This window comes from Micromonospora sp. WMMD736, assembly GCF_049179015.1.
Classification (GTDB): domain Bacteria; phylum Actinomycetota; class Actinomycetes; order Mycobacteriales; family Micromonosporaceae; genus Micromonospora.
Genome location: NZ_JBMHMI010000001.1, coordinates 1,114,385 through 1,140,764, shown reverse-complemented (window position 1 = coordinate 1,140,764; position 26,380 = coordinate 1,114,385). Strand labels below are relative to the sequence as shown.

The following is a 26,380-nucleotide window of genomic DNA, read 5'->3' as shown; positions in this document are numbered from 1 at the left end:
TATTTAAGCCAACTCTGACGCTCCGATGAGCTTGTCGAGCTGGATCGGCAGGTCGCGGATCCGTACGCCGGTGGCGTGGTACACCGCGTTGGCGACCGCCGCCGCCGCGCCCACGATCCCGATCTCCCCGATGCCCTTCACCCCGGCGAGGTTCAACTCGTCGTCGCGCTCGTCCACCCAGTACGCCTCGATGGACTCCACGTCCGGGCAGGCCGTGATGTGGTACTGGGCCAGGTCGTGGTTGACCCAGTCGCCGTAGCGCTCGTCGAGCAGACCCCCCTCGTGCAGCGCCATCGACAGGCCCATCGTCATGCCCCCGATGAGCTGGCTGCGCGCCGTCGTCGGGTTGACGATCCGGCCGGCCGCGAACACCCCGAGCATCCGGTTGAGCCGGATCTCGCCGGTGGTGGTGTCCACCCGGACCTCGACGAACTGCGCCCCGTACGCGTACCGGGGGAGCGTGGCCTGCTCGCCGATCTCGTCGGAGGTGTCCGCCTCGGCGCTCACCTCGGCGTTCGGCGGCGTGCCGTCGGGCAGCTTGGCGCGCAGCGCCGTACAGGCCCGGATCACCGCCCAGCTCCAACTGGAGGTGCCCATCGAGCCACCGGCCAGCGGCGCGGTGGGCAGGTCGCTGTCACCGATCCTGATCTCGATCCGTTCCGGCGGCACCCCCAGGGCGTCGGCGGCGACCAGCCAGAGCGCCGTCCGCGCCCCGGTGCCGATGTCGGTGGCGTTGATCTGGACCAGGAAACCGCCGTCCGGACGGGCGGTGGCCCGCGCCGAGGACGGGCGGGACCGGGTCGGGTAGGCCGAGCCGGCCACGCCGGAGCCGACCAGGAAACGCCCCTCGCGCCGGGACCGGGGCGTCGGATTCCGGTCGGCCCAGCCGAACCGCCGCGCGCCCTCGCGCAGGCAGGCCACCAGGTTGCGGCTGGTGAACGGTACGCCCAGATCGGGGTCGACCTGCGGGTCGTTGCGGACGCGCAGCTCCACCGGGTCGATGCCGACCGCCACGGCCAACTCGTCCATCGCCGACTCCAGGGCGTACGCGCCGGGGCACTCGCCCGGCGCCCGCATCCAGAACGGAGTGGGCACGTCGAGGCGGGTCACTCGGTGCGTGGTACGGCGGTGCGGCGCGGCGTACATGCTGCGGGTGTAGACGGCGGTCTGCTCGGTGAACTCGTGGATCGTGGAGGTCTGGCTGATCGCGTCGTGGCTGATCGCGGTGAGTCGCCCGTCGGTGTCGGCGGCGAGGCGGACCCGCTGGATGGTGGGAGTGCGGTAGCCGATCGGCCCGAAGATCTGCTGGCGGGTCAGCGCCAGTTTCACCGGCCGGTCCACGTGCCGGGCGGCCAGGGCGGTCAACACCACGGCGGCCTTGGCGTACCCCTTGCTGCCGAAGCCCCCACCGACGTGCTCGGCGATCACCCGGACCGACTCCCGGGGCAGGTCGAACAGCTCGCTCAGGGTGGCCTGCACCGATGACGCGCCCTGGTTGGAGTCGTGCACGAGCAGCCGCCCGTCGGTCCACTGGGCCGTGGTGGCGTGCGGCTCCATCGGGTTGTTGTGGTAGGCCGGGGTCCGGTAGGTGGCGTCCACCCGAACCGGGGCGGCGGCGTACCCGGCATCGAAGTCGCCCTCCGCGGTGTCGGTCGGGTAGTGGGGATTGACCTCGTCCGGCTTGTACAGGCCGGGGTGGTCGTCGGTGAGCACCGTGCTGTGCGGGCCTGCGTCGTAGTCGACGCGCACCAGCCGGGCGCCCTCGCGGGCCGCCTCCAGGCTGGCGGCCACCACCACCGCTATGTACTGCCCCCGGTAGTGCACCACCGGGTCCTGAAGCAGCCACAGGCTTGCCTCCACGCAGGTCGCCAGCCGGGGCGCGTTGCCGTGGTGCACGACGGCCAGCACGCCCGGGGAGGCCAGCGCCTCGGTCGTGTCGATCCGGGTGATCCGACCGCGCACCACGGTCGCGGGCACCACCCAGCCGTAGGTGACGCCGTCGACCGGGTACTCCACCGCGTACCGGGCCGTGCCGGTGACCTTCTCCCGGCCCTCCAGCCGGGGGTGCGCCCGACCGATCGCCCCGGTGCTCACGACGCCGCCAATTCGCTGAGCACCCGTACGGTGATGGACCGGGTCAGGGGCAGCTTGAAGCCGTTGTCGCGCAGCGGGCGGGCCTCGGCCAGCTCCGCGTCGGCGGCCCGCGCCGCCAGGTCGGGGCTGAACGGCTGGCCGCGCAGCTCCTGCTCGGCCCGGTACGCGCGCCACGGCCGGTGGGCCAGCGCCCCGTAGGCCAGCCGCACGTCGCGGACGACGCCGCCGTCGAGGTCCAGCACCGCCGCCACCGAGCCGGCCGCGAAGGCGAACGACGCCCGGTCGCGCGCCTTGAGGTACGTCGAGCGGCGCGCGGCCGGCAGCGCCGGCAGCCGGACGGCCGTGATCAGCGCCCCCCGGGCCAGGGTGGTCTCCCGTTCCGGATGGGCGCCGGGCGAGCGGTGCAGGTCGACCATGGGTACGTCCCGGACGCCGTCGGCGTCGTGCACCTCCACCACGGCGTCCAGCGCGGCGAGGGCGACGGCCAGGTCCGACGGGTGGGTGGCCACGCACTGCTCGGACCAGTCCAGCACCGCGAGGTCGCGGTTCTCGCCGTGCCGGGCGGCGCATCCGCTGCCCGGGTCGCGCTTGTTGCACGCCTTGCCGGTGTCCTGGAAGTACGGGCAACGGGTGCGCTGCAACAGGTTGCCGCCCGTGGTGGCCATGTTGCGCAGTTGCCCCGAGGCGGCGGCGAGCAGGGCGCGGGTCAGCACCGGGTAGTCGCGGCGGACCGTCGGGTGCGCGGCCAGGTCGCTGTTGCGGACCGTCGCGCCGATCCGCAGTCCGCCGTCGGGCAGCTCCTCGACGGCGCCCAGAGGCAGCCGGTTGACGTCCACCAGCACGTCGGGGCGCTGCACGCCGAGTTTCATGAGGTCCACCAGGTTGGTCCCGCCGGCGAGGTACGCCGCCTGCGGCTCGGCGGCCAGCACGGCGACGGCGTCGGCCACGTCGGTCGGCCGGTGGTAGCGGAACGGCCTCATCGCGCCGCCGCCGTCTCGCGCACGGCCGCCACGATGTGTGGGTACGCGGCGCAGCGGCACAGGTTGCCGGCCATCCGTTCGCGGATCTCGGCGTCGGTGAGGCCGGGCGCGGCGGTGAGGTCGTCGGTGACCGCGCTGGGCCAACCCCGCTCGACCTCGTCGAGCATCCCGCGCGCCGAGCAGAGCTGCCCGGGTGTGCAGTAGCCACACTGGAAGGCGTCGTGCGCGATGAAGGCGGCCTGCAACGGCGACAGGTCCTCCCCGTCGGCCAGCCCTTCCACCGTGACCACCGAGTGGCCATCCAGGGTGACCGCGAGGAGCAGGCAACTCTTCACCCGGCGACCGTCGAGCAGCACCGTGCAGGAACCGCACTGGCCGTGGTCGCAGCCCTTCTTGGCGCCGGTCAGGCCGAGGTGCTCGCGCAGCGCGTCGAGCAGCGTGGTGCGGTTGTCGAGCGTCACCTCACGCGGGGTGTCGTTGACGTCGAACGCCACCCGCGACGCGTGCGGCGCGTCGACGACCGGCTGACTCTCTGCTCCTGCGGACATCGCCCCAGATTAGCCGTGCAGGGGAATAAATCCGGGCGAATAACGCGAAAAGTCCTTCGTCGTACGGGTCGCCCCCCAGGAACGGCGACGGCCGCCCGGGTGCGCGCCGCAGCGACACCCGGGCGGCCGTCCGCCCCGCCTGGCGTGTCAGGCCACCGCAGTGGCCCGGGCGAGGTTCCGGTGCGCGCGGATCAGCTCCGCGTAGCGCAGACCGCTGGCCTTGACCGTCCGCCGCTGGGTGGCGTAGTCGACGTGCACCAGCCCGAAGCGCTTGTCGTAGCCGTACGCCCACTCGAAGTTGTCCAGCAGCGACCACACGAAGTAGCCGTCCAGCGGGACGCCCCGGGCCACCGCCGACGCGCACGCCGCGAGGTGCTGCTCCAGGTGGTCGGTTCGTTCCTTGTCCTGCACCGTGCCCTCGGCGGTGACCTCGTCGTGCCACGCCGAGCCGCTCTCGGTGACGATGATCCGCGCCGGCCCGTACTGCTCGTGCACGTCGACGAGCAGCCGCTCCAGGCCCGCCGGGTGCACCTCCCAGCCCATCGCGGTCTCCACCGAGCCGGGCACCGGCACCTGCTTCGCGTACGGCGCCGGGCCGGTCGGGTCGTCGACCACCAACTGCCGGAAGTAGTAGTTCACCCCGAGGAAGTCGGTGGGCGTCGCGATCACCGCGAGGTCGTTCCCGCGTACGGGCGGCTCGACCCCGTACGTCTCGACCATGTCGGTGGGGTAGCCCCGCCCGTGGATCGGGTCCAGCCACCAGCGGTTGACGTGCCCGTCCGCCCGCCGCGCCGCCGCGACGTCCTCGGGCCGGTCGGTCGCCGGCTCGATCGGGCTGAGGTTGACCACCAGGCCCACCGACGCGGGGCGGGCGGCGTTCGCCCGGATCGCCTGGGTGGCCAGGCCGTGCCCGAGCAGCACGTGGTGCGAGGCGTGCACCGCGCGGGTGAGGTCCCGCTCGCCGGGGGCCATGGTGCCCTCCAGGTGCCCGATCCAGCACACGCAGAGCGGCTCGTTGACGGTGCACCAGTCGGCCACCCGGTCGCCGAGGCGACCGGCGACGACCGCCGCGTACTCGGCGAACGCCTCGGCGGTGGCGCGCTCCGGCCAGCCACCGGCGTCCTGCACGGCCTGCGGCAGGTCCCAGTGGTAGAGCGTGACGAACGGCCGGATCCCGTCGGCGAGCAGCGTGTCGACGAGCCGGTCGTAGAAGTCCAGCCCGGCGGGGTTGACCCTGCCGACGCCCGCGGGCATCACCCGGGGCCAGGCCACCGAGAACCGGTACGCGTCCACGCCGAGGCGGCGCAGCAGCGCCAGGTCCTCCGGCCAGCGGTGGTAGTGGTCGCAGGCCACTGCCCCGGTGTCGCCGTTGTCGACCTTGCCCGGTGTCGCCGAGAAGGTGTCCCAGATGGACGGCGCCCGGCCGTCGACGTCGACGGCCCCCTCGATCTGGTACGCCGCCGTGGCGACGCCCCAGAGAAAGTCGGGTGGCAGCTTGGACAGGTCCGGCACGGGAAGGCTCTCCTCTGGGTTGGGGTGACTCACTTGACGGCGCCAGCGGTGAGGCCGGCGACGAAGTACCGCTGCAGGGCCAGGAACCCGGCGACGACCGGGATGCTGACCACCAGCGACGCGGCCATGATCTGGTTCCAGTAGACGTTGAACTGGGTCGAGTAGCCCTGGAGGCCGACGGCGAGGGTGCGGCTGCCCTCGTCGGTCATCACCGAGGCGAACAGCACCTCACCCCAGGCGGTCATGAACGCGTACACGGTCACCGCGACCACTCCGGGCACGGCGGTCGGCAGGATGACCTGGAACAGGGTGCGGAGCGGCCCGGCGCCGTCGACCTGCGCCGCCTCGTCCAACCCGCGCGGGATCGAGTCGAAGTAACCGACCAGCATCCAGATCGAGAACGGCAGCGAGAAGGTCAGGTACGTGATGATGAGGCCGGTCCGGCTGGCGTACAGCTCGATGCCGGTGGTGTTGCCCAGGTTGACGTAGATGAGGAACAGCGGCAGCAGGAACAGGATGCCGGGGAACATCTGCGTGGACAGCACCGTCACCGTGAAGACGCTCCGGCCACGGAACCGGTACCGGCTGACCGCGAACGCGGCGAAGATGGCGATCGCGACCGAGCAGACCGCCGCGACGCTCGACACCACGAGGCTGTTCACCAGGTAGCGGGCCAGCGGCACGGTGCTCCACATGTCGACGAACGGTTGCAGCGTGGGTCGACTGGGCCACCAGGTGAACCCGTTCTGCACGTCCCGCAGCGGCTTCGCCGCAGAGGTCACCATCACGTAGAGCGGGATGACGACGAAGAGGGTGAGCAGGGTCAGCACGATGCGTCGGCCCCAGCGCTCACCGGCGGTCTCACGCATGGTCGTCCCTCCGGCGGTTGGTGATCAGCAGGTACGCGGCCGAGACGACGAGCAGGAACAGCAACAGCGCCACCGACATCGCCGAGCCCGAACCGAAGTCCCAGGTCTTGAAGGAGCTGCGGTAGATGTGGATGGAGATCAGGTCGGCCTGCGCGGGCGCGGAGCCGCCGAAGAGCACGAACGGCGTGTTGAAGTCGTTGAACGTCCACAGGAACAGCACCAGCAGCAGCACCAGGTTCACGGGCCGCAGCATGGGCAGGGTGACCGAGCGCAGCCGACGCCAGAACCCGGCGCCGTCGATCGCGGCGGCCTCGTACAGCTCGCCGGGCACGTTCTGCAGGCCGGCCATCAGGCAGAGGAAGGCGAACGGCCAGTTACGCCACACCGACACCACCAGCAGCGACCAGAAGCTGTTGTCGCCGATCAGCCAGAACGGCCGTTCGTTCAGTAGTCCGAGTTGGTCGACGAGCACGTGGTTGACCAGGCCGGTGTCGCGCTGGAGCAGGAAGCTCCAGGTGATGACGGCGGCGTAGACCGGCAGCGCGTACGGGGTGAGGAACAGCGCCCGCAGGATGGCCCGCCCACGGAACGGCTTCTGCAGCACGACGGCCGCCGCGATGCCGAGCAGCCAGGCGAACCCGACCGAGAGCACGCTGTAGACCAGGGTCACCCAGAACGAGTGCAGCAGTTCCCTGCCGGCGGCGCTGTTGAGGTCGAGCGTGGCGCGGTAGTTCTCCAGGCCGACGAAGGGCGCGGTGGACCAGTCGCGGATGTGGAACTGGGTCAGCTCCAGCAGGCTCATCCAGACCCCGACCACCATCGGGATCACGTGGATGGCGAGTTCCAGCACGATGGCCGGCGCGAGCAGCAGGTACGGCAGGAGGGATCGGCGGGGGCCGCGCGGCCGGCGGGCGGCGTCCCGGGCGGGTGACCCGGCCCGGGGTACGCGCCGGTCGGCGTCCGGCGCGGTGGTGCTGGTTGCCATCGGGGTCCTCTCGGAGGCGGTGGCCGTGGCCGGGCTCGTCGCCCGACCACGGCCACCGGCGCTGCGTGGGTCAGCGCATCTTCTGCTGCGCGTCGGTCAGCTTCGCCTTCACCGACTCCTCGGTGACCGGCTTGCCGCTCGCCGCCTCGGCGAACAACTCCTTCATCGCGGTGCCGACCAGGGTCTCGAAGGTGCTCTCGTCGGGCACCTGCGGCAGCGGGGCGGCGGTGGTGACCAGCGTCTCCTGGATGCTCTTCTGCTCCGGGGCGCTGAACGCCGGGTCGGCGGCGGCGGTCTTCACCGCCGGCAGCGAGCCGTACGTCTTGTTGAGGATCGTCTGCTCCTCGTCGCTGGTCATGAACTTGACGAAGCTGAGCGCGCCGTCCTTGTTCTTGGTGTGCTTGAAGACGGCCATGTTGATGCCGGCCACCATGCTGTTGACCTTCTTGCCGCCGGCCGGCGGGTTGGCCAGGAACGGCACCGGGGCCACGCCGTACGCGTCGGCGGCCATGTTCTGCGTCTTGAGGTTCGAGCCGGCGGACTGCCAGAGCAGCATGGCGGCCTTGCCGTTGGCGAAGTCCGAGACCGACTGGTTCTGCGCGTACTCGGCGTTGCTCGGGTTGGTGATCTTGTCAGCGGCCATGAAGTCGATGTAGCGCTTGATGGCCGAGACGTTCTGCGGGGTGTCGAAGGTCGGCTTGCCGGCCGAGTCGAACCACTCGCCGCCGTACTGCTGGCTGAAGGTGAAGGCGTGGTGGGCGTTCTCCGACGGGTTGGCGCCCTCGATCGCGAGGCCCCACTTGCCACCGGTGCTCAGCTTCTTGCCGTACTCGACGACCTGCTCCCAGGTCGTCGGCGGGGCGGTGATGCCCGCGTCGGCGAACATCTTCTTGTTGTAGTAGAGGCTGTACGCCATGGAGTAGAGCGGCACGGCGGCCGGCGGCTTGCCGGGGGCACCGGCGGCGGCGAGCGCGGCGGGCACGATCCGGTCCTTGCCGCCCACGGCCTGCAGGGTGGCGTCGTCGAACTCGACGAGCGCGCCGGTGGCCTGCAGCGACGCCGACCAGGTGTTGCCGATGTTCACCACGTCCGGGCCCTTGCCCGAGGTGGCGGCGGCGAGCAGCCGGTTGAGCAGGTCCGACCAGGGGACCACCTCGAGGGTGACCTTGATGCCGGTCTGCTTCTCGAACTTGTCCAGCTCGGGCTGGAGGGTGGCCTTGTCGGCCTCCAGGCTGGCGCCCTGGTTGCTGGCCCAGTAGGTGAGGGTCTTCGGCGATGCGGCGGAGTCGTCGCCGGAGCCGCCGCAGGCGGTCAGCGATGCGGCGGCCAGTACGGCGGCAGCGAATATCCCGAGGTGTCGTCTCGACACGGTCAGCCCTTCCGGTGCGTGGTGGGGGTCCGCCGACCGTCGTCGTCGATAGGGGTGAGGCGACGGCGGTCGGCTGCGGACGGGGTTTCTCCGGACGCGCCGTCGGAGGTCCTTCGGCGTTTCCCGGGAGTTACATCACGGCTTAATGAATGTCGTCATTAAAGTAGTTGGCCGGTGGGTCGTCAAGCACGGTGCGGTTACAGTCGCCACCTACGGCCGACGGGAACGAGGTGACGAGTGGAGCTGGCGCGTGCCACCAACCGGAGCGTCCGGCTGCGCAACCGGTCCGCCCTGCTGACGAAGCTCTTCCTCGATGCCCCGCTCACCCGGCAGGACCTGGTGCGCAGCACCGGGCTGAGCCAGCCGGCGGTGAGCAACGTGGTGGCCGACCTGATCGACGAGGGCGTCGTCGTCGAGGCCGGGGCCGCCGAGTCCGACGGCGGCCGACCCAGCATGCTGCTGCGGGTCGCCGCCCGGTACGCCTTCGTGATCGGCGTGGACGTCGGCGAGACCCGGGTCCGGGTCGAGCTGTTCGACTTCGCGATGACGTTGCTCGCCAGCGTCGAGTACCCGCTCGACCCGGCGCGTACCGAGCCGGACGTGGTCGCCGGGCACGTGCTGGCCGGCATCGACGTGGTGACCGGCCGGGCCGGCGTGGCCACCGCCGACGTACTCGGCGTCGGCATCGGCGTCTCCGGCGTGGTCGAGCAGGGCGACGAGGCGGTCGTGCACGCCCAGGCCCTCGGCTGGGACCGGGTGCCGCTGGAGCGCCTCATCGCCGCCGGCACCGACCTGCCGCTGCACATCGACAACGGCGCGAAGACCCTCGGCCAGGCCGAGATGTGGTTCGGGGCCGGACGCGGGGCCCGGCACGCCGTCTTCGCGCTGGTCGGCTCGGGCGTGGGCGCGGCCGTGGTGACCAACGGCGCCACCTACCGGGGCGCGTCCAGCAGCGCGGGGGAGTGGGGCCACACCACCCTGGTGTACGGCGGCCGCACCTGCCGGTGCGGCGCGCGTGGCTGCCTGGAGGCGTACGTGGGCGCGGAGGCGATCATCGACCGGTACCGGGAGGCCCGTCAGGGACGCGCCGTTCCCGGGGCGGACGAGGAGTCCCAGCTCGCCGCGCTGGTCACCGCCGCCGACAGCTCGGCCACCGCCCGCCGGGTGCTGGACGACACCGCCGGTTACCTGGGCGCGGGGGTGGCCAACCTGATCAACCTGTTCAACCCGGAGCGGGTGGTCCTCGGTGGATGGGCGGCGATGGCGCTGGGCGACCTGTTGCCGGCCGTCCGCGAGGCCGCCGGCCGGCAGGCGCTGCGCCAGCCGTACGAGCAGGCGTCGATCGAGCTGTGCCGCCTGGGCGTCGACGCGGTGGCCCTCGGCGCGGCCACCCTCCCGATAGCCCGTTTCCTCACCGCCGGCGGCGTCCGCCCCTCCTGACCGTGGGGGAGGGGGTGGAATTACACAAAAACTGATCCTCGGGATAAATAACGAAGTTATAGATCGATGTCTTGACGCCGCCGCAATCTCGCCGCAACACTCCTACGAGAGCGCTCTCCTCTCCCCGCGGCGTCGCATCGGCGGCACCACCCACGGCACCACGGGCGAAGACCGACCCCACCCGCACGGCGTCCGTAACGCCCTATCGACAGGCGATGTCATGACATCTCGTGCTACATCCGTACGCCCGCGTCCCCGGCGGCGGACCGTCCGGCACCTTCTCACCGGAGTCGCGGTGGTCCTGGTGGCGGCCCTGACCCCGGCGGTGGCCACGGCGCCCGCGCAGGCCGCCCCGACTCTGCTCTCGCAGGGTCGCCCGGCCACGGCGTCGTCGACTGAGAACGCCGGCACCCCCGCCTCGGCCGCGGTCGACGGCAACACCGGCACCCGCTGGGCCAGCGCCTTCAGCGACCCGCAGTGGCTCCAGGTCGACCTCGGCGCGCGGGCCACGATCAGCCAGGTGAACCTGCTCTGGGAGGGCGCCTACGGCCGCGCCTTCCAGATCCAGACCTCCGACGACGCCGCCACCTGGACGACGATCTACTCGACCACCACCGGCGCGGGCGGCACGCAGAACCTCACCGTGACCGGCGCCGGCCGGTACGTGCGGATGTACGGCACCGCCCGGGGCACCGCCTACGGCTACTCGCTCTGGGAGTTCCAGGTCTACGGCGAGACCGGCGGCGACACGTCCACCTGCGGCAGCGCCAACGTGGCGCAGGGCAGCCCGGTGACCGCCTCGTCCACCGAGAACGCCGGCACCCCCGCGTCCGCCGCCGTCGACGGCAACACCGGCACCCGCTGGGCCAGCGCCGCCAGCGACCCGCAGTGGCTGCGCGTCGACCTGGGCAGCACCCGCACCATCTGCCGGGTCACGTTGACCTGGGAGGCCGCGTACGCCCGGGCCTTCCAACTCCAGACCTCGGCCGACGGTTCCACCTGGACCACGATCTATTCCACCACCACGGCCACCGGTGGCACGCAGAGCCTCACCGTCACCGGCACCGGACGCTACCTGCGCGTGTACGGCACCGCCCGGGGCACCGCCTACGGCTACTCGCTGTGGGAGGTGGCGGTCAACACGACCGGCGGCGGCACCAGCGAGCCCCCGGTCGGCACTACCGACCCGTACAACCCCAACCTCGGCGCGAACACGTACGTCTTCGACCCGAGCACCCCGACCTCGACCATCCAGAGTCGACTGAACACCATCTTCACCCAGCAGGAGACCAACCAGTTCGGCGCGCAGCGCTACGCCGTGCTGTTCAAGCCGGGCACCTACACCGCCGACGTCAACCTCGGCTTCTTCACCCAGGTCGCCGGCCTCGGCATGAGCCCCGACGACGTCAACCTCAACGGGCACGTCCGGGCCGAGGCGACCTGGTTCGGCGGCAACGCCACCCAGAACTTCTGGCGGTCCGCGGAGAACCTCTCGGTGACCCTGCCCGCCGGCGTCAGCGTGGAGCGCTGGGCGGTGTCGCAGGCCGCGCCGTACCGGCGGATGCACCTGCGCGGCGCGCAGAACCAGATCCAGCTCTGGAACGGCGGCGACGGCTGGTCCAGCGGCGGCCTGCTCGCCGACACCCGCATCGACGGCCTGGTCGTCTCCGGCTCGCAGCAGCAGTGGTACTCGCGCAACAGCGAGTTCGGCAACGGCTGGACCGGCTCGGTGTGGAACATGGTCTTCCAGGGCGTCAACGGCGCTCCGCCGCCGAGCTTCCCCAACCCGTCGCACACCGTCATCGCGCAGACCCCGCAGGTCCGCGAGAAGCCGTTCCTCTACGTGACGGGCAGCGGTGAGTACCGGGTCTTCGTGCCCGCCCTGCGCACCAACTCCACCGGCACGAGCTGGTACAACAAGACCCCGGCCGGCTCGTCGATCTCGCTGTCGCAGTTCTACGTCGTCCAGCCCGGCACCAGCGCGGCCACCATCAACGCCGCCCTCGCCCAGGGCAAGCACCTGCTCTTCACCCCGGGCGTGCACCACGTCACCGAGCCGATCCAGGTCAACCGGGCCGACACGGTGATCCTCGGCCTCGGCCTGGCCACCATCCAGGCCGACAACGGCAGCGTCGGCATGCGGGTCGCCGACGTGGACGGCGTCAAGGTCGCCGGCATCATGTTCGAGGCCGGCACCACCAACTCGCCGGTGCTCATGGAGGTCGGGCCGTCCGGCTCGGCCGCGAGCCACGCCAGCAACCCGACCTCGCTGCACGACGTGTTCTTCCGCATCGGCGGCCCGCTCGTCGGCAAGGCCACCAACACGCTGACCGTCAACAGCGACAACGTGATCGGTGACCACATGTGGCTGTGGCGGGCCGACCACGCCGCACAGGGCGTGCCCACCGGGTGGACGCTGAACACCGCCGACACCGGGCTCACCGTCAACGGCGACGACGTCACCATGTACGGCCTCTTCGTCGAGCACTACCAGAAGTACCAGACCATCTGGAACGGCAACGGTGGGCGGACGTACTTCTACCAGAACGAACTGCCGTACGACGTGCCCAACCAGGCGGCCTGGATGAACGGGTCGACCCGGGGCTACGCCGCCTACAAGGTGGCCGACTCGGTGACCAGCCACCAAGCGTACGGGCTGGGCAGCTACAGCTACTTCAACGTCAACCCCGCCGTGGTCGAGGAGCACTCCTTCGAGGTGCCCGTCAACCCGAACGTGCGCTTCACCAACATGGTCACCGTCTCGCTCGGTGGCGTCGGCACCATCAACCGGGTGATCAACAACGCCGGTGGCACCGCGAACGCGGCCAACCAGACGGTGTACCTGACGAACTACCCCTGACCGGGGCGTCCGCGCCGATCCGGTTGACTCATCGGACCGGGCCGGCGCGGATCGTACCCAGGGCCGAGGCCGGCCCGGTCCCGCCGAAGACCGGGCCGGCCACGGTCGTGTCCGCATACGACAGCACCGCGGCCACCCGCAAGCGTCGGGCATACGACTCTCCGCGCGCCCGCGCCGATGATCGCGGCCAGGATGGGCTGGCATCGACGGTCCTATACTGTGCCTACCGGTCGTGGAACCCGTGAGCGGAGGCGGGCGTGCCACTCTTTTTCCTGAGTTACGCCCAAGAGGACAACCGCAACAGCCAGATCCAGGAGTTCTTCGTCGACCTCAGTGAGGCGGTGGCCGGGCTGGCCGCCCTGCACTGGACCGAGGCGGGGTTCATCGACGGGCACATCCCGCTCGGCAGCACCTGGCCGGACACGCTCTCCGACGCGTTGTCCACCAGCGCCTGCCTCGTCGCGCTCACCTCGCCGCGGTACGTCGTCAGCGACTACTGCGGTCGGGAATTCCAGGTCTTCGTCGACCGGATCGAGGAGCACGAGCGGCAGTTCCAGATTCGCCCGCCCGCGATCGTGCCGGTGCAGTGGCTCCCGTGCGACCGGCTGCCCGGGGCGGTCACCGGCTTCCAGTACCGCAACTTCCACACCGGCACGGCCTACGCCCAGGACGGTCTGCTCACCCTCAAGCAGCGCAAGCGGCACGAGGACGACTACAAGGACTTCGTCGACGCGCTCGCCCGGCACATCGTGCAGACCGCCCGCGACCACGCCCTGCACCGCCCGGCGCAGCGCCCGGTGCTGTCCAAGGTGACAAGTGCCTTCGGAGGGCCGTTGCGACCGCAGGCGCACCACGGCCACAGCGTGTCGTCGGCGGTGCAGCGCGCCACCAGCGCCCGACACGTGCACATCGTGCTGGTCGCCGGCAGCTCCGCCGAACTGGCCGGCAGCCGGCCCGGCGCCGAGGACCGCTACGGCGCGGTCTCGCGGGACTGGCGGCCGTACCGGCCCGAGCTGGAGGTGCCGATCGGCAGTTGGGCCGGGGCCATCGCCACCACCAAGAGCTACGGCTGGACGGTGGAGGACGCCGGGGAACTGGCGGCGATCCGGGAGTGGGCACGGGCGCACAACCAGATCGTCGTGCTGGTGGTCGACGTCTGGTCCGCCGACCTGCCGCGCTACGAGGTCAGCCTGATCACCTACGACCGCGACGTGGACTCGCCACGGTCGCCGGTGCTGGTGCCGTGGACGGCCGCCGACGACGCGGCCGCCGGCGGCAACCGCAAGATGTGGGACACCCTGGCCCGGGTGCTCCCGCATCACGTGGTGCACAACAACCGCGACGTGTGGCGCACCGAGATCGCGACCTCCGCGCGTTTCCAGGAGGAACTGGAGGACGTGCTGGTGGTCGAACAGGGCCGGATCTACCGTACGGGCACGGTCTACCAGGAGCCGACCTCCGACGGTTCCGGTCCCCGCCCGATCCTCGAAGGTCCCTAGGGGAGGCACGCCATGGCGCTGAACGAGACGGCACGCGGCCAGATCGTGACCTTCTACTCGTACAAGGGTGGCACCGGCCGCACGATGGCGCTGGCCAACGTGGCCTGGATCCTCGCGAGTCAGGGCCTCCAGGTGCTCGTCGTCGACTGGGACCTGGAGTCTCCGGGTCTGCACCGCTACTTCCACCCGTTCCTGCGGGACAAAGAACTGCGCGCCACCCCCGGCGTCATCGAGATGATCTGGGATTACTCGATCGCCACGATGCAGCGCAACCGGGACGAGGACTCCCAGGAACTCCTCACCGGCCGCGCCAAGATCCAACGTCGTGCGGTCTCGCTGAACTGGGAATTCAGCCACGGCGGTGTGATCGACTTCGTGTCCGCCGGCCAGCAGGACTCGGCGTACTCCCGACTGGTGAGCACGTTCGACTGGGCCAACTTCTACGAGCGTCAGGGCGGCGCGTCGTTCATCGACGCGGTCCGGGCGCAGATGCGCGCCGAGTACGACGTGGTGCTGATCGACAGCCGCACCGGCCTCAGCGACGTGGCCGGCATCTGCACCGTGCAACTGCCCGACCTGGTGGTCAACTGCTTCACCATGTCCACCCAGAGCATCCGGGGCGCGGCGGCGGTGGCCCGCTCGATCCGCGACCAACGCCCGGACGACCCGCCGCAGCTGCTGCCGGTGCCGATGCGCGTCGAGGACGCCGAGCTGCGCAAGCTGGAGACCGGGCGCGACCTGGTACGGGCCGAGTTCGCCCCGTTCCTCGACCACCTCTCGGAGGCGGAGGCCGCCCGCTACTGGAACACCATCGAGGTGCCCTACCGCACCTTCTACGCGTACGAGGAGATCCTCGCCGCGTTCGGTGACCGGCCCGAGCAGGTCGGCACCCTGCTGGCCGCGTACGAGCAACTCACCTCGGTGATCACCGACGGGCGGGTCGCCCGGTTGCAGTCGATCGGCGAGGCGGACCGACGCCGCTCGCTGGCCGAGTTCGAGCGCAGCCGGCTCAGCGCCGAGCAGGCCGTTCTGCTCAGCTACGCCTCGGCCGACCGGCTCTGGGCCGAGTGGATCACCGACCAGTTGGAGGACGCCGGGCTGCGGGTGGATCCTCGCGCGCTGGACGTGCCGGTGCGCGCCGGCGGGCGGGCCGAGTTCGACCGGGCCGTCAGCGGCGCGAGCCGGGTGCTGGCCGTCCTCACCCGGCACTACGCCGGCACGCCCCTCGCGGGCGAGGTGTGGAAGAACGCCACCGGCCGGGACCAGCTCGGCGCAGCGGGCGTGCTGGTGCCGCTGCGCGTCGACGAGTCGCGGCTGACCATGCCGTACAGCGACCACAGCCCGGTGGACCTCACCGACGTCGACCCGTCCACCGCCCGAGCCCGGCTGCTGGAGGCGGCCGGAGCGACGGTCACGGCCGGCGGTCGCGCGGTCGGCCGGTTCCCCGGCCCGTTCCCGGCCATCTCCAACGTCCGCCAGCACGGCACCCCGTTCGTCGGGCGCGCCGCCCAACTCGAAGCCCTGCGCGACCGGCTCACCACCTCGCCGAACTCGGGCACCCAGGTCGTGCACGGCCTCGGCGGTGTGGGCAAGACCCAGCTCGCCGCCGAGTACGCGCTGCGCTTCGGCCGCGACTACGACCTGGTCTGGTGGATCCCGGCGGACAGCGAGGACCGCATCCGCGGTGGCCTCGCCGACCTCGGCCAGGCGATGGGGCTGGGCACCGGCGGCGGCGCCGAGGCGGCCCGTCGGGTGCTCGACGCGCTGCGCCGCGCCGGGCCCGACCAGCGGTGGCTGATCGTCCTGGACAACGTCGACAAGCCCACCCACGCCACCCGGGCGCTGCTGCCGCAGGGCCCCGGCCACGTCCTGCTCACGACCCGAGACCAGAGCTGGAGCGAGTACGCCACCGCGACCGAGCTGACCGTCTTCGACCGCGCCGAGAGCGTCCACCTGCTGCGGGACCGGGTCCGCGGGCTCACCGAGGCCGAGGCCGCCCAGGTGGCCGAGAAACTCGGCGACCTGCCGCTCGCGGTCGAGCAGGGCGCGGCCTACCTGCGGGCCAGCGCCATGCAGGTCGAGAAGTACCTGAACTCGCTGGACACGCCCGGCCTGCTGCGCATCCTCGACGGCCGGCAGTCCGCCGGGTACTCCAAGGCGCTCGCCGCCACCTGGCTGTTCACCCTCGGCCAGTTGCGGGAGGAGAAGCCGGCCGCCGCCCGGCTGCTGGAGCTGTGCTCGTTCTACGCGCCGGAGCCGATTCCCGTCGCCATGCTCACCGGTGACCGCTTCGCCAGCTTCATGGCCCCGATCGACCCGACGCTCACCGACCCGATCCTGCAGGGCCTGGTCACCGCCGAACTGGGCCGCTACGGCCTGGCCCAGGTCGACGCCGAGAACAACACGGTACGGATCCACCGGCTGGTCCAGTTGGTCATCCAGGACCAGCTCAGCGACCCGGACGAGGCCCGCCGGGAAGCCCAACTGCTGCTCGCCGCCGCCAACCCCCGCGATCCCGACAAGCCGGTGAACTGGCCCGAGTACGCCGAGCTGTGGCCGCACGTACGCCCCAGCGGCCTGCACCTGTCCACCCTGGACGAGGCGCGTCAGCTCGTCGTGGACATCGTGCGTTACCTCTACCGGCGGGGCGACTACGACACCAGCCGCACCCTCGCCGAGGAGGCGTTGACCGGGTGGCGCGACACCGACGAGGACGACCCCACCCGGCTGCGCATGCGCTTCCACCTGGCGAACGTGCTGCGCGCGCAGAGCCACTTCGACCGGGCGTACGAGATCGACCGGGACGTCTACGACCGGCAGCGGCGGATCTTCGGCGAGGAGCACCTCTACACCCTGATGACGGCCCGCAGCCTCGGCGCGGACCTGCGCGCCCAGGGCCTCTACCACGAGGCGGAGGCGCAGGACCGGCGCACGCTGGAGTTGAGCGTCCGCAGCTTCGGCGACGACAGCGGCCGTACGCTGACCGCCGAGAACAACCTCGCCGTCTCGCTGCGTCTGGTCGGCGACTTCCGTGGCGCGGCCGCGCTCGACCATGACATCCACGAGCGGCGACGGGACCGCTTCGGCGAGGAGGACCCGTCCACCCTGGCGTCGGCCAGCAACTACGGGCGGGGCCTGCGCGACATCGGCGAGCTGTGGCGGTCGCACAGCGTCCTGCAACGCACGTACGCCAGCCAGCAGAAGGTGAACGGCCCGGACCACCCGGAAACCCTGCGCACGGCCAAGGAGTTGGCGCTGACGCTGCGTCAACTGGGGCGCTTCACCGACGCGCACCGGCTGATCGAGCGGACCGTGGTCCGCTACCAGCGCACGCTCGGCGCGGACCACGCCGACACGCTCTCGGCCGAGATGGCCCTGGCCACCACCTGGTCGGCCGTGGGTGACAACCAGACCGCCCTGCGGGTGGCACGCCGCCTGCGCGACGGCTACAACGACGTGCTCGGTGAGTCGCACGCCATCACCCTGGCCTGCCTCAACAACCTCGGCGTGCTGCTGCGTAAGCAGGGCGACCACGCCCAGGCCCGGGAGCTGTCCCAGCGGGTCCGCGACCAGTTGCTGGCCAACCTCGGCGAGCGGCACCCGCACACCCTGCTGGCCACCCTCAACCTGGCAAACGACCTGTTCGCCCTCGGTGACCCGGAGAACGCGTTGCTGCTGGACACCACCGCGTACGTGGAGCTGACCCGGGCGTTGGGCGCCGAGCACCCGGACACGCTGTCCGCGTCGGTCAACCTCGCGTTGAGCCGCCAGGCCACCGAGAGTGAGGCGGATGCCGGCCGGGCGCTCTACGACGAGGCGTTCGGTCAACTCGTGCAGCTCTTCGGCGGTGACAATCCCCGGGTGGTGCAGGCCCGTCAGCGGGAACGTTCGAACGCCTACATCGAGCCCGCCCTGCTCTGACCGCACCGCCCCGCCGCCCGACACCGCCCCGCCGCCCGACACCGCCCCGCGCAGCCGGCCCCCGTGGCGTGGCGGTGCCACCTCGGCCACCTATCGTGCGCCCTTTGCTCTGCTTCACTCCACGCAACACTTCTGGTCCGCGAGTGTTGCGCCAGTTGAAGCAGAGCAAAGGACACAAGCAGACCCCCTGGTGTCGCATCCAGCGGCCGGGGTTCCTGGCGCTTCGTGGACGGCTGGCCCTGGTGTCGCATCCGGGGGCGTCGGCGTCACTGTTCGCAGCCGGCCGGTCAGGCGGGCTGTGCCAGCCAGGCCGCGAGCGCGAGCGGGTCGGCGTCGGGGAGCGCGTGGCTCAGCGCCCGCACCAGCTCGGGCCGGTGGGTCAGCACCCGCGCCGCCGCCGGTTGGCCGGTGTGGTGGGCGGTCAGGGCGAGCCCCACCCAGGCGTCGACGTCACCCGGGTCGGCCACGAGACGTCGCCGATACCCGGCCAACGCGTCCTCGGAGTTGCCCGCCGCGTACGCCTGGTCGCTCGGGCTCGACCCGCGCGGCCCGCCGCCGCCCAGGAGCCGGTGCCGGACGGCGGCCTCGGGACCACTGGCGACGGTGAGAGCGGGCCGGGCCGGGGCGGGGACGACCGTCGACGGCGCGCGCTCAAGAGCCGGCGGCACGCCGTGTCGCCACGCGTGCGCCAGGCGGGCCACCGCGTCCGGGTCGGGCCGCAGGTTGGCCAGGCCCCAGCGCACCGCGCCAGCGTCCGCGACGTCCCGCGCGGCGGCCTCGACCGGGCCGTCGACCGGGTCACGCCAGCCGTGCAACGTGCGGCCCATGTCGGCCACGAACGACCGGCCGGCCTCGGTCAGCTCGGTCGCCCCGGCGAGCTGCCGGACCGTGCGGATGGTCTGCTCCCGCCAGTACGCGTACTCGAAGGTGGCCGCCACCCCCTCGTGCCGCCGGCAGCGCCACACCTCGGCCACCCCCAGGTGGGCGTACGCGCCCTGGAGCAGCGCGCCGACCGGGCGTGGGTCCAGCCGCCACGGCGCCCGGTAGCGTACCGGCCCACCCGCGTGGTGCAGCGGGACGAGGTCGAGCAGCGCGCCGAGTTTGGTGTGCTGCACCTCGTGCACGAGCAGCAACGCGAGGGTCTGCGCGTCGGCCGGCACGGAGAGCGCGATGGCTCCCAGCGCGTCCCTGCTGGTGGCGCTCACCGGGTTTCCCGAGGGCGGCGGACACAGCGGTACGAGCGAGCGCAGCAGACCGGACAGCGCGTCGACGTGCGCCGGCAGGTGCTCGCGCAGCCACTGCCCGGCCCCGGCGGCGAGACGGTCCAGCCGGGCGGCCCCCGCGTCGTCCAGCCGTGGCGCGGACGGCCGGTGGTAGCAGTTGCGCCACGGGTCCTGGTCGTCGACGAGCACCCCGGTCGGCTCGAACGGCACGGTCCGGCGTGCCGGCTGCCACCCGATCCCGCCGTCGCCCGCGTCGAGCAGCCGACCGGCGCGGGCGTCGACGCGTACCCCGTCGTCGCCCGCGCCGACATCGATGCGCAGCGTGCCGGTCGCGCCGTGCAGCCGGATCGCGCCGTCGGCGCGCAGGCCCGTCGCCGCCCCGATGGTCGGCAGCGGCAGCACACCGTCGGCCGGGCGGGGCAGCGTCAGCGTGAACGTCAGGCCGGCGCGGACCGCCGCCGTCGCGGCGAGCGTCGCCAGGTAGGTGGGGCCGGCCGCGCCGTCGAGCGCGGCGCGGGCCCAACCGGTCACCGGCGGATGGGCCAGCACCGCGGCGACCGTCGCCGGTTCGGCGTGCTCGGCCCGGGTGAGCAGTTCCAGACTCTGCCGCACCAGCGGCTCGTCGCGGCAGGCGCGGGCCGCGGCCACGGTCAGCACCCGGCGCCGACCGAGTTGCCCACCGCGCAACACGGCGATGGTCTCGGCGTCACCGTGGCCGGCGGCCAGCCCGGCGAGTTGTCCCGCCGTCAGCGGGCCCGTCACGGACGTACCGCCGGCATGCTCCGATCGCGCAGCGCCGCCAGGTCGGCGGTCACCCGCTCCTGCACGTGCCGGATCAGCCGGAACAGGTCGGCACAGTAGACCGACGGGTGGGCGAAGCCGTCGCCGTCGCGGAAGCGGTGCGCGTACAGGCCGCCGCCGCAGACGCCGACGACCGGGCAGGCCCGGCAGGCCGAGGCGAGCGCCGCCATCCCGGCGGGACGCCCGGCCAGCGACGGGTGCCGCAGCGCGTCGTCGAAGCTGTGCCGGAACACGTCGAACCCGGTCCGCATCGCCGCCGCGGTGGTGGTCTTGAGCGTGTCGGTGCCCTCGATGGTGCCGTCGGTCTCGATCGTCATGACGTCCGGCTCGGTGCCGCCCAGCGCCTGCGTGCCGCTGCGCCCGCCCAACAGCAGCGCGATCAGCGACTCGAAGAGCCGGATGCCGGTCCGCCGGGGTCGCTCGTCGTACCAACGGTCGAAGACGGCGATCAGCCAGTCCGCGTACGGGGTGCCGGGGTCGTCGGGGCGCCGCCCGGGTGGGGGAGCGCTCCAGTTGCCGTGCGGCAGCAGCAGATCCAGCCGGGGCGGGTCGAACTCCCGCAGACCCTCGTAGACGGCGATCGGATCGTTGGCCAGGTCAACGGTGCAGAGCAGGCCGGCGTAGCGGGCGCGGTGTTCGGGGCGCGCCAGCAGGCGCAGCGCCCTGGCCACCTCGGCGTAGCTGCCGCGCCCGTCGGCGTGCCGGCGGTGCCGGTCGTTGGCCGTACGGTCACCGTCCACGCTGACGCCGACGTCGATGCCGTGCGTGTGGCACAGGTCGAGCGCGGCCTCGTCGAGCAGCAGCCCGTTGGTCTGCATCACGACGTCGAGCGTGACGCCGGTGGGCAGCGCGGCGCGTAGCGTGCGGACCGTGCGGTCGAGCACGGCGACGCCGGCGAGCAGCGGCTCGCCGCCGTGCAGCACCACCCGGACGCGGTCGGTGCCGTGCCGGGCCAGGTGGGCGGCGAGGCGGTCGGCGACCCGGCGTACGGTGCCCGGGGCCATGATCCGGGGTCGGGACCGCCAGTCCTGGTCGGCGTGGCGGTAGACGTAGCAGTAGTCGCAGGCCAGGTTGCACCGCGAGTGCATTTTCAGCACCACCTGCCGGATGCGCGGCGCGGCCACGGCAGGGCGGTGTCGGGTGGCCGACGGCGGGGCGTCGGCCGGCACGGTCAGAAGCTCGACTCGAAGGCCGACACGTCGCCGGGCCGACCCGGCTCAGCCTCGGTGGTGAGCGTGCCCAGTACGTGCGCCAGGACGCCGTCACCGGCGCCGGCCAACAGGTCCGCCAGGGGTACGTCGCCGAGCTGCACCAGAGCGGTGCCGACGGTGCGGGGGATGGCCGGCTGGTCGTGGTCAGCCACCGTGGACCGTCCTTCGCCCGAAGACCGGCACCTGAGTCACCGCTGCGCTCACTCCGCCTTTCTACACCATCGCACCCGACCCGCGAGGGCGCGACACCGTACCCCGTACGCGCTGGCCACCGTGCCGTTACCTGGCGTACCGCCGAGGCCCTGCGGCGTCGGCGGGCCGATACCGGCACCGGCCTGTCGATGTGGGCGGTCGTCGTTCGTATGGAGGATGAGGGGTCGGCGTCGTGTCGACCACCGCCCGCGAGGAGGAACGATGACGCTCTACCTGCTCAGCATCCACCAGCCCGACGGCGGGACACCGGAGCCGGAGTTCCTGGCCCAGGTCATGCGCGAGGTCGGTGAGCTGCGGGACGAGCTCGTCGCGGACGGGTCGTGGGTGTTCGGTCAGGGCCTGCACGGGCCGGAGACCGCCACCGTGCTGCGCCCCCGCGACGGCGACGTCCTGGTCACCGACGGGCCGTTCGCGGAGGGCAAGGAACACCTGGGCGGCGTCACCATCATCGACGTTCCGGACCTGGACGCCGCCCTGCGCTGGGGTCGCCGCTACGCGCTGGCCACCACCCTGCCGATCGAGGTCCGCCCCTTCCGGTCCGGCGTCGGCGGCTGACCGTGCCCGACGTGGCGGCGGTGTTCCGCGCCGAGTACGGCCGCGCCGTCGCCGTGCTGGTGCGCCTCCTCGGCGACATCGACCTCGCCGAGGAGGCCGTGCAGGACGCCTTCACGATCGCGCTGCGGCGGTGGCCGACCAGCGGCCCGCCACCCAGCCCGGCCGGTTGGATCATCACCACCGCGCGCAACCAGGCCATCGACCGACTGCGTCGCGAGGCGACCCGGGCCGACCGGCACGCCCAGGCGGCCCTGCTGTACGCCCCCGAGCCACCCGCCGAGGAGGGGCCCGTGCGCGACGACCGGCTTCGTCTGATGTTCACCTGTTGCCATCCGGCGCTCGCGCCGGCCACCCGGGTCGCGCTCACCCTGCGCCTGCTCGGTGGCCTGCGGACCGCCGAGATCGCCCGCGCGTTCCTGGTGCCGGAGGCGACGATGGCGCAGCGCCTGGTGCGCGCCAAGTCGAAGATCCGCGACGCGCGTATCCCGTACCGGGTGCCGAGCGACGCCGACCTGCCCGAGCGACTGCACGCCGTCCTCGCGGTGCTGTACCTGGTCTTCAACGAGGGGTACACGGCGAGCGGCGGCCCGCAGCTGGTCCGCGCCGACCTGTGCGCCGAGGCGATCCGGCTGGCCCGGCTGCTCGTCGAGCTGATGCCGGACGAGCCGGAGGCGCTGGGACTGCTCGCGCTGATGCTGCTCACCGAATCCCGCCGGGCCGCCCGCACCACCGCCGACGGTCACCTGGTGCCGCTGCCCGAGCAGGACCGGAGCCGATGGGACGCCGGGTTGATCGCCGAGGGGCAGGCGCTGGTGCGCCGTTGCCTGCGCTGCGACCGACCGGGGCCGTACCAGATCCAGGCCGCGGTCGCCGCGGTGCACAGTGCCGCGAGGAGCGCCGCCGACACCGACTGGGGACAGATCCTCATCCTGTACGACCACCTGACGCTCGTCGCCCCGGGCCCGGTGGTGGCGCTGAACCGGGCCGTCGTGCTCGCCGAGGTGGCCGGCGCGGCGGTGGCGCTGGCCGAGGTGGACCGGCTCGACCTGCCCGGGTATCACGTGCGGCACGTGGTCCGCGCCGACCTGTTGGCCCGGCTCGGCCGCGAGGCCGAGGCCGTCGAGGCGTACCGGACGGCCGTGACGTTGACGGACAACGCGGCCGAACGGGCCTTCCTCACCGCACGGGCGGCGGCGCTGGCCTCGGGCTGACCGCGCGTTTGCCGGTGGCCCGGCCGGGAAACCGAGCCGCCCGTCGGTCCGGCTGCCTGCCGTGGCCGCAGCAGCGGATGGAGGCGGAGATGGCGTACCGTGCGGCGACCGTCGACGCCGTTGCCGACCTCGGCACGCTCACCCTCGGCGTCGAGGAGGAGTTCCTTCTGCTCGACCCGGCCAGCGGCGGCAACCTGCCGGTCGCCGACGAGGTACGGGCCGCGCTGCGCGGCCGGGCCCGCGACCAGAGTCGCCAGGAGTTCCGGCACAGCATGGTCGAGATGGTCACCCCCGTCTGCGCCGACCTCGGCGAACTGCGTACCCACCTGGTGGCGCTGCGGCGCTCGGCCGTCGAGGCCGCCGCCGGGGCCGGGGCCCGGCTCGTCGCCGTCGGCGCGACCCCGGTGGCCGAGCCGCACCGGACGGTGCCCGACGAGCCGCGCTACCACGCCATGTCCCGCCGGTACGGGCCGGTGGCACACGATCCGGCCGTCTGCGGCTGTCACGTGCACGTCGGACTGCCGGACCGGGAACTGGCCGTGCAGGTCTGCAACCACCTGCGGGTGTGGCTGCCGGTGGTGCAGGCGATCACCGTCAACTCGCCACTGCACGACGGGTACGACACCGGCCACGCCAGTTGGCGGTCGATGCAGTTGGAACGCTGGCCCAGCATCGGCCCCACTCCGTACTTCGACTCGGCCGCCGACTACGACCGCACGGTCGACGAGCTGATCGCCACCGGCATCATGCTCGACGCGGCGATGGTCTACTGGTATGCCCGGCCGTCGTCGGCGTACCCGACGGTCGAGGTGCGCGTCGGCGACGTCTGCCCGACCGTGGACGACGCGGTGCTGGTCGCCGCCCTGGTCCGCAGCCTGGTGGCGACAGTCGCCGACGACGTACGCGCCGGTGTGCCCGCCCCGGGGGTGCGTGACTGTCTCGTCGCCGCCGCGCACTGGCGGGCCGCCCACGACGGCCTCGACGGCGAGCTGATCGACCTGCGGGCCGGCGGCGCCCGCCCGGCCTGGGACCTGGTCGACGACCTGATGGCGACGATCGCCCCGGCGTTGCTGCGCCACGGCGACCTCGGCTACGTCCTGGCCCAACTGGCCCGGCTGCGCCGTGACGGCACCGGGGCGACCCGACAGCGCCGGGTGCTCGACGAGACCGGCGACCTGCGTGCCGTCATCGACGACCTCGCCACCCAGACCGCCGCCGGCTGACGGGCTCGCCCTCGTCGTCCCTCAGGTGGCGGCGGCGGTGGCTCGGTCCTCTGCCGGCGGCGGTGGCTCAGCTGATGTCGTGGCTCTGTAGCCACAGCTCCAACAGGCCGAGTTGCCACAGCTTGTTGCTGCCGGCGGCCGCCTCGGCCCGGTCCGGCTCGGCGAGCAGCCGTGCCACGTACTCGGGGCGGAACAGGCCCCGCTCCCGTGCCACCGGGGCCTGCAACGACTGGGCGACCAGCTCGCGCACCGGTCCGTCCACGTTGCGCAGCGCCGGCACCGGGAAGTAACCCTTGGGCCGGTCGATCACCTCGGCCGGCAGCACCTCCCGGGCCACCTCCTTGAGGACGCCCTTGCCGCCGTGGGCCACCTTGTGCTCCGGCGGGCAGTGCGCGGCGAGGGTGACCAGGTCCTGGTCGAGGAACGGGGTGCGCACCTCCAACCCCCACGCCATGCTCATGCTGTCCACCCGCTTGACCGGGTCGTCGGGCAGCATCAGGTGGGTGTCCAGGCGCAGCACCGCGTCCAGCGCGGTCTGCGCCCCGGGCGCGTCGAGGTGCCCGGCGAGCAGGTCCCGACTGGCGTCGTGGTCCAGCGCGTACGCCGGGCCGACGATGGCGCGCAGCTCGTCGTGGTCCCGGTCGAAGAACGCCGCCGCGAACGTCTCGGCGGCGCCGTGCCGGGGCGCGTCGACGAGCGGCTGGTGGTAGCCGTAGCCGGCGAAGACCTCGTCCGCGCCCTGCCCGGACTGGGCCACCTTCACGTGCCGCGCCACCTGTTCACAGAGGAGGTGGAAGGCGACGACGTCGTGACTGCCCATCGGCTCGGTCATGGCCTGCACGGCCCGCCGTACGGCCGGCGCCAGGTCGTCGTCGGCGAGCCGGATCCGCTGGTGGTCGGTGTCGTACGCGCGGGCCACCAGGTCGGAGTAGTGGAACTCGTCGCCGGACTCGTCGCCCCGACTGTCGAAGCCGATGCTGAACGTGCGCAGGTGCTCCTGACCGGCCTCGGCGAGCAGCGCCACGATGAGGCTGGAGTCCAGGCCACCGGAGAGCAGCACACCGACCGGGACGTCGGCCACGAGCCGGCGGCGTACGGCCGTGCGCAGCGCGTCCCCGACGGCGGCCCGCCAGTCGGCGGCGTCCATCCCGGCGTCGGCGGGCTCCCGGACGTAGTCGGGCTGCCAGTACACCTGCTCCCGGCTGCGCCCGTCGGCCTCGACGACCCGCAGGGTGGCCGGTGGCAGCTTGCGCACGCCGCGCAGCACGGTCCGCGGCGCGGGCACGATGGAGTGCCACGACAGGTAGTGGTGCAGCGCCACCGGGTCGATGCCGGTGTCGACGTCCCCGGCGCGCAGCAGGGCGGGTAGGGTGGACGCGAACCGGAGCCGTCCAGGTGTCTCGGCGAGGTAGAGCGGTTTGATGCCGAGCCGGTCCCGGGCCAGGACGAGCCGCCGTCGGACCCGGTCGACCAGGCCGATCGCGAACATGCCGACCAGGTGGTCGACGAAGCGTTCCCCCCAGTGCGCGTACGCCACCAGGATCACCTCGGTGTCGCTGGTGGATCCGAAGGTGTACCCGGCGTTCCGTAGCTCCTCGCGCAGCTCCGGATAGTTGTAGACGCAGCCGTTGAAGACCAGCGCCAGGCCCAGGTCGTCGCGCACCATCGGCTGGCCGCCGGCGTCGGACAGGTCGATGATGGTCAACCGGCGGTGCCCGAGGGTTATCCAGTCGTCGGTCAGCAGACCCTCGGCGTCCGGTCCACGGGAGCGCATCGCCTCGGTCATCCGGGTTACCGCCGCCGGGTCGGGTGGCCGACCGTCGAAGCGCGCCTCCCCGCTGATCCCGCACATCAGGCGGGATGGTG

General features: G+C 72.4%; 18 protein-coding genes. 7 read left to right on the top strand and 11 right to left on the bottom strand.

Going from position 1 to position 26,380, the window contains the following annotated elements:
- Positions 1–3 precede the first annotated feature (3 nt).
- From ACN269_RS05055 to ACN269_RS05025, 7 genes are all read right to left on the bottom strand, one after another.
- The gene (locus ACN269_RS05055; RefSeq protein ID WP_421471264.1) at positions 4–2,094 is read right to left on the bottom strand and encodes a xanthine dehydrogenase family protein molybdopterin-binding subunit; all 2,091 of its coding nucleotides are present in this window, start codon (positions 2,092–2,094) and stop codon (positions 4–6) included.
- Positions 2,091–3,074, bottom strand: coding sequence for an FAD binding domain-containing protein (locus tag ACN269_RS05050; protein WP_421471263.1), 984 nt, complete (start codon positions 3,072–3,074; stop codon positions 2,091–2,093). Before ACN269_RS05050 ends, ACN269_RS05055 begins: the two co-directional genes overlap by 4 nt.
- Positions 3,071–3,622, bottom strand: coding sequence for a 2Fe-2S iron-sulfur cluster-binding protein (locus ACN269_RS05045; RefSeq protein ID WP_421471262.1), 552 nt, complete (start codon positions 3,620–3,622; stop codon positions 3,071–3,073). The genes ACN269_RS05050 and ACN269_RS05045 overlap by 4 nt, the downstream gene beginning before the upstream one ends.
- A 147-nt stretch (positions 3,623–3,769) precedes the next feature.
- On the bottom strand, positions 3,770–5,134 hold the full coding sequence (locus tag ACN269_RS05040) for a GH1 family beta-glucosidase (protein ID WP_421471261.1): 1,365 nt from the start codon (positions 5,132–5,134) through the stop codon (positions 3,770–3,772).
- A gap of 29 nt (positions 5,135–5,163) precedes the next feature.
- Positions 5,164–6,003, bottom strand: coding sequence for a carbohydrate ABC transporter permease (locus tag ACN269_RS05035; protein WP_421471260.1), 840 nt, complete (start codon positions 6,001–6,003; stop codon positions 5,164–5,166).
- Entirely contained in the window at positions 5,996–6,988 is a 993-nt protein-coding gene (locus tag ACN269_RS05030) for a carbohydrate ABC transporter permease (RefSeq protein ID WP_421471259.1), read from the bottom strand. The genes ACN269_RS05035 and ACN269_RS05030 overlap by 8 nt, the downstream gene beginning before the upstream one ends.
- A 70-nt stretch (positions 6,989–7,058) precedes the next feature.
- Positions 7,059–8,357, bottom strand: coding sequence for an ABC transporter substrate-binding protein (locus tag ACN269_RS05025; RefSeq protein ID WP_421471258.1), 1,299 nt, complete (start codon positions 8,355–8,357; stop codon positions 7,059–7,061).
- A 237-nt stretch (positions 8,358–8,594) separates the two neighbouring features.
- Here ACN269_RS05025 and ACN269_RS05020 point away from each other — a divergent pair, with 237 nt between their 5' ends.
- The 4 genes from ACN269_RS05020 (at position 8,595) to fxsT (ending at position 18,077) form a co-directional block, all read left to right on the top strand.
- Complete coding sequence (locus ACN269_RS05020) at positions 8,595–9,797, top strand: ROK family protein (protein WP_421471257.1); 1,203 nt, start codon at positions 8,595–8,597, stop codon at positions 9,795–9,797.
- A 220-nt stretch (positions 9,798–10,017) separates the two neighbouring features.
- Positions 10,018–12,657 (top strand): discoidin domain-containing protein, encoded by a 2,640-nt coding sequence (locus tag ACN269_RS05015; RefSeq protein ID WP_421471256.1) that lies wholly within the window; start codon positions 10,018–10,020, stop codon positions 12,655–12,657.
- Between the two features lie 257 nt (positions 12,658–12,914).
- Entirely contained in the window at positions 12,915–14,156 is a 1,242-nt protein-coding gene (locus ACN269_RS05010; protein ID WP_421471255.1) for a TIR-like protein FxsC, read from the top strand.
- 12 nt (positions 14,157–14,168) lie between these two features.
- Entirely contained in the window at positions 14,169–18,077 is a 3,909-nt protein-coding gene (fxsT, locus tag ACN269_RS05005; RefSeq protein WP_421471254.1) for an FxSxx-COOH system tetratricopeptide repeat protein, read from the top strand.
- Between the two features lie 287 nt (positions 18,078–18,364).
- Here the strand turns inward: fxsT and ACN269_RS05000 are convergent, their stop codons facing one another.
- From ACN269_RS05000 to fxsA, 3 genes are read right to left on the bottom strand one after another with little or no spacing between them, the layout of a single operon-like run.
- Positions 18,365–20,062 carry an aKG-HExxH-type peptide beta-hydroxylase gene (locus tag ACN269_RS05000; RefSeq protein ID WP_421471253.1) on the bottom strand — a complete coding sequence of 566 codons (1,698 nt, stop codon included), beginning with the start codon at positions 20,060–20,062 and terminating at the stop codon, positions 18,365–18,367.
- Entirely contained in the window at positions 20,059–21,270 is a 1,212-nt protein-coding gene (locus ACN269_RS04995; RefSeq protein ID WP_421471252.1) for an FxsB family cyclophane-forming radical SAM/SPASM peptide maturase, read from the bottom strand. Before ACN269_RS04995 ends, ACN269_RS05000 begins: the two co-directional genes overlap by 4 nt.
- Before the next feature lie 2 nt (positions 21,271–21,272).
- On the bottom strand, positions 21,273–21,464 hold the full coding sequence (gene fxsA / locus ACN269_RS04990; RefSeq protein WP_421471251.1) for an FxSxx-COOH cyclophane-containing RiPP peptide: 192 nt from the start codon (positions 21,462–21,464) through the stop codon (positions 21,273–21,275).
- 262 nt (positions 21,465–21,726) lie between these two features.
- Between fxsA and ACN269_RS04985 the strand changes: the two genes are divergently transcribed.
- From ACN269_RS04985 to ACN269_RS04975, 3 genes are all read left to right on the top strand, one after another.
- Positions 21,727–22,080, top strand: coding sequence for a YciI family protein (locus ACN269_RS04985; RefSeq protein ID WP_421471250.1), 354 nt, complete (start codon positions 21,727–21,729; stop codon positions 22,078–22,080).
- Positions 22,081–22,082: 2 nt separating this feature from the next.
- Positions 22,083–23,291 (top strand): RNA polymerase sigma factor, encoded by a 1,209-nt coding sequence (locus tag ACN269_RS04980; RefSeq protein ID WP_421471249.1) that lies wholly within the window; start codon positions 22,083–22,085, stop codon positions 23,289–23,291.
- Between the two features lie 89 nt (positions 23,292–23,380).
- Complete coding sequence (locus ACN269_RS04975; RefSeq protein ID WP_421471248.1) at positions 23,381–24,514, top strand: carboxylate-amine ligase; 1,134 nt, start codon at positions 23,381–23,383, stop codon at positions 24,512–24,514.
- 67 nt (positions 24,515–24,581) lie between these two features.
- Here ACN269_RS04975 and ACN269_RS04970 read toward each other — a convergent pair whose 3' ends face one another.
- Positions 24,582–26,366 carry an N-acetylglutaminylglutamine amidotransferase gene (locus ACN269_RS04970; RefSeq protein WP_421471247.1) on the bottom strand — a complete coding sequence of 595 codons (1,785 nt, stop codon included), beginning with the start codon at positions 26,364–26,366 and terminating at the stop codon, positions 24,582–24,584.
- Positions 26,367–26,380 lie beyond the last annotated feature (14 nt).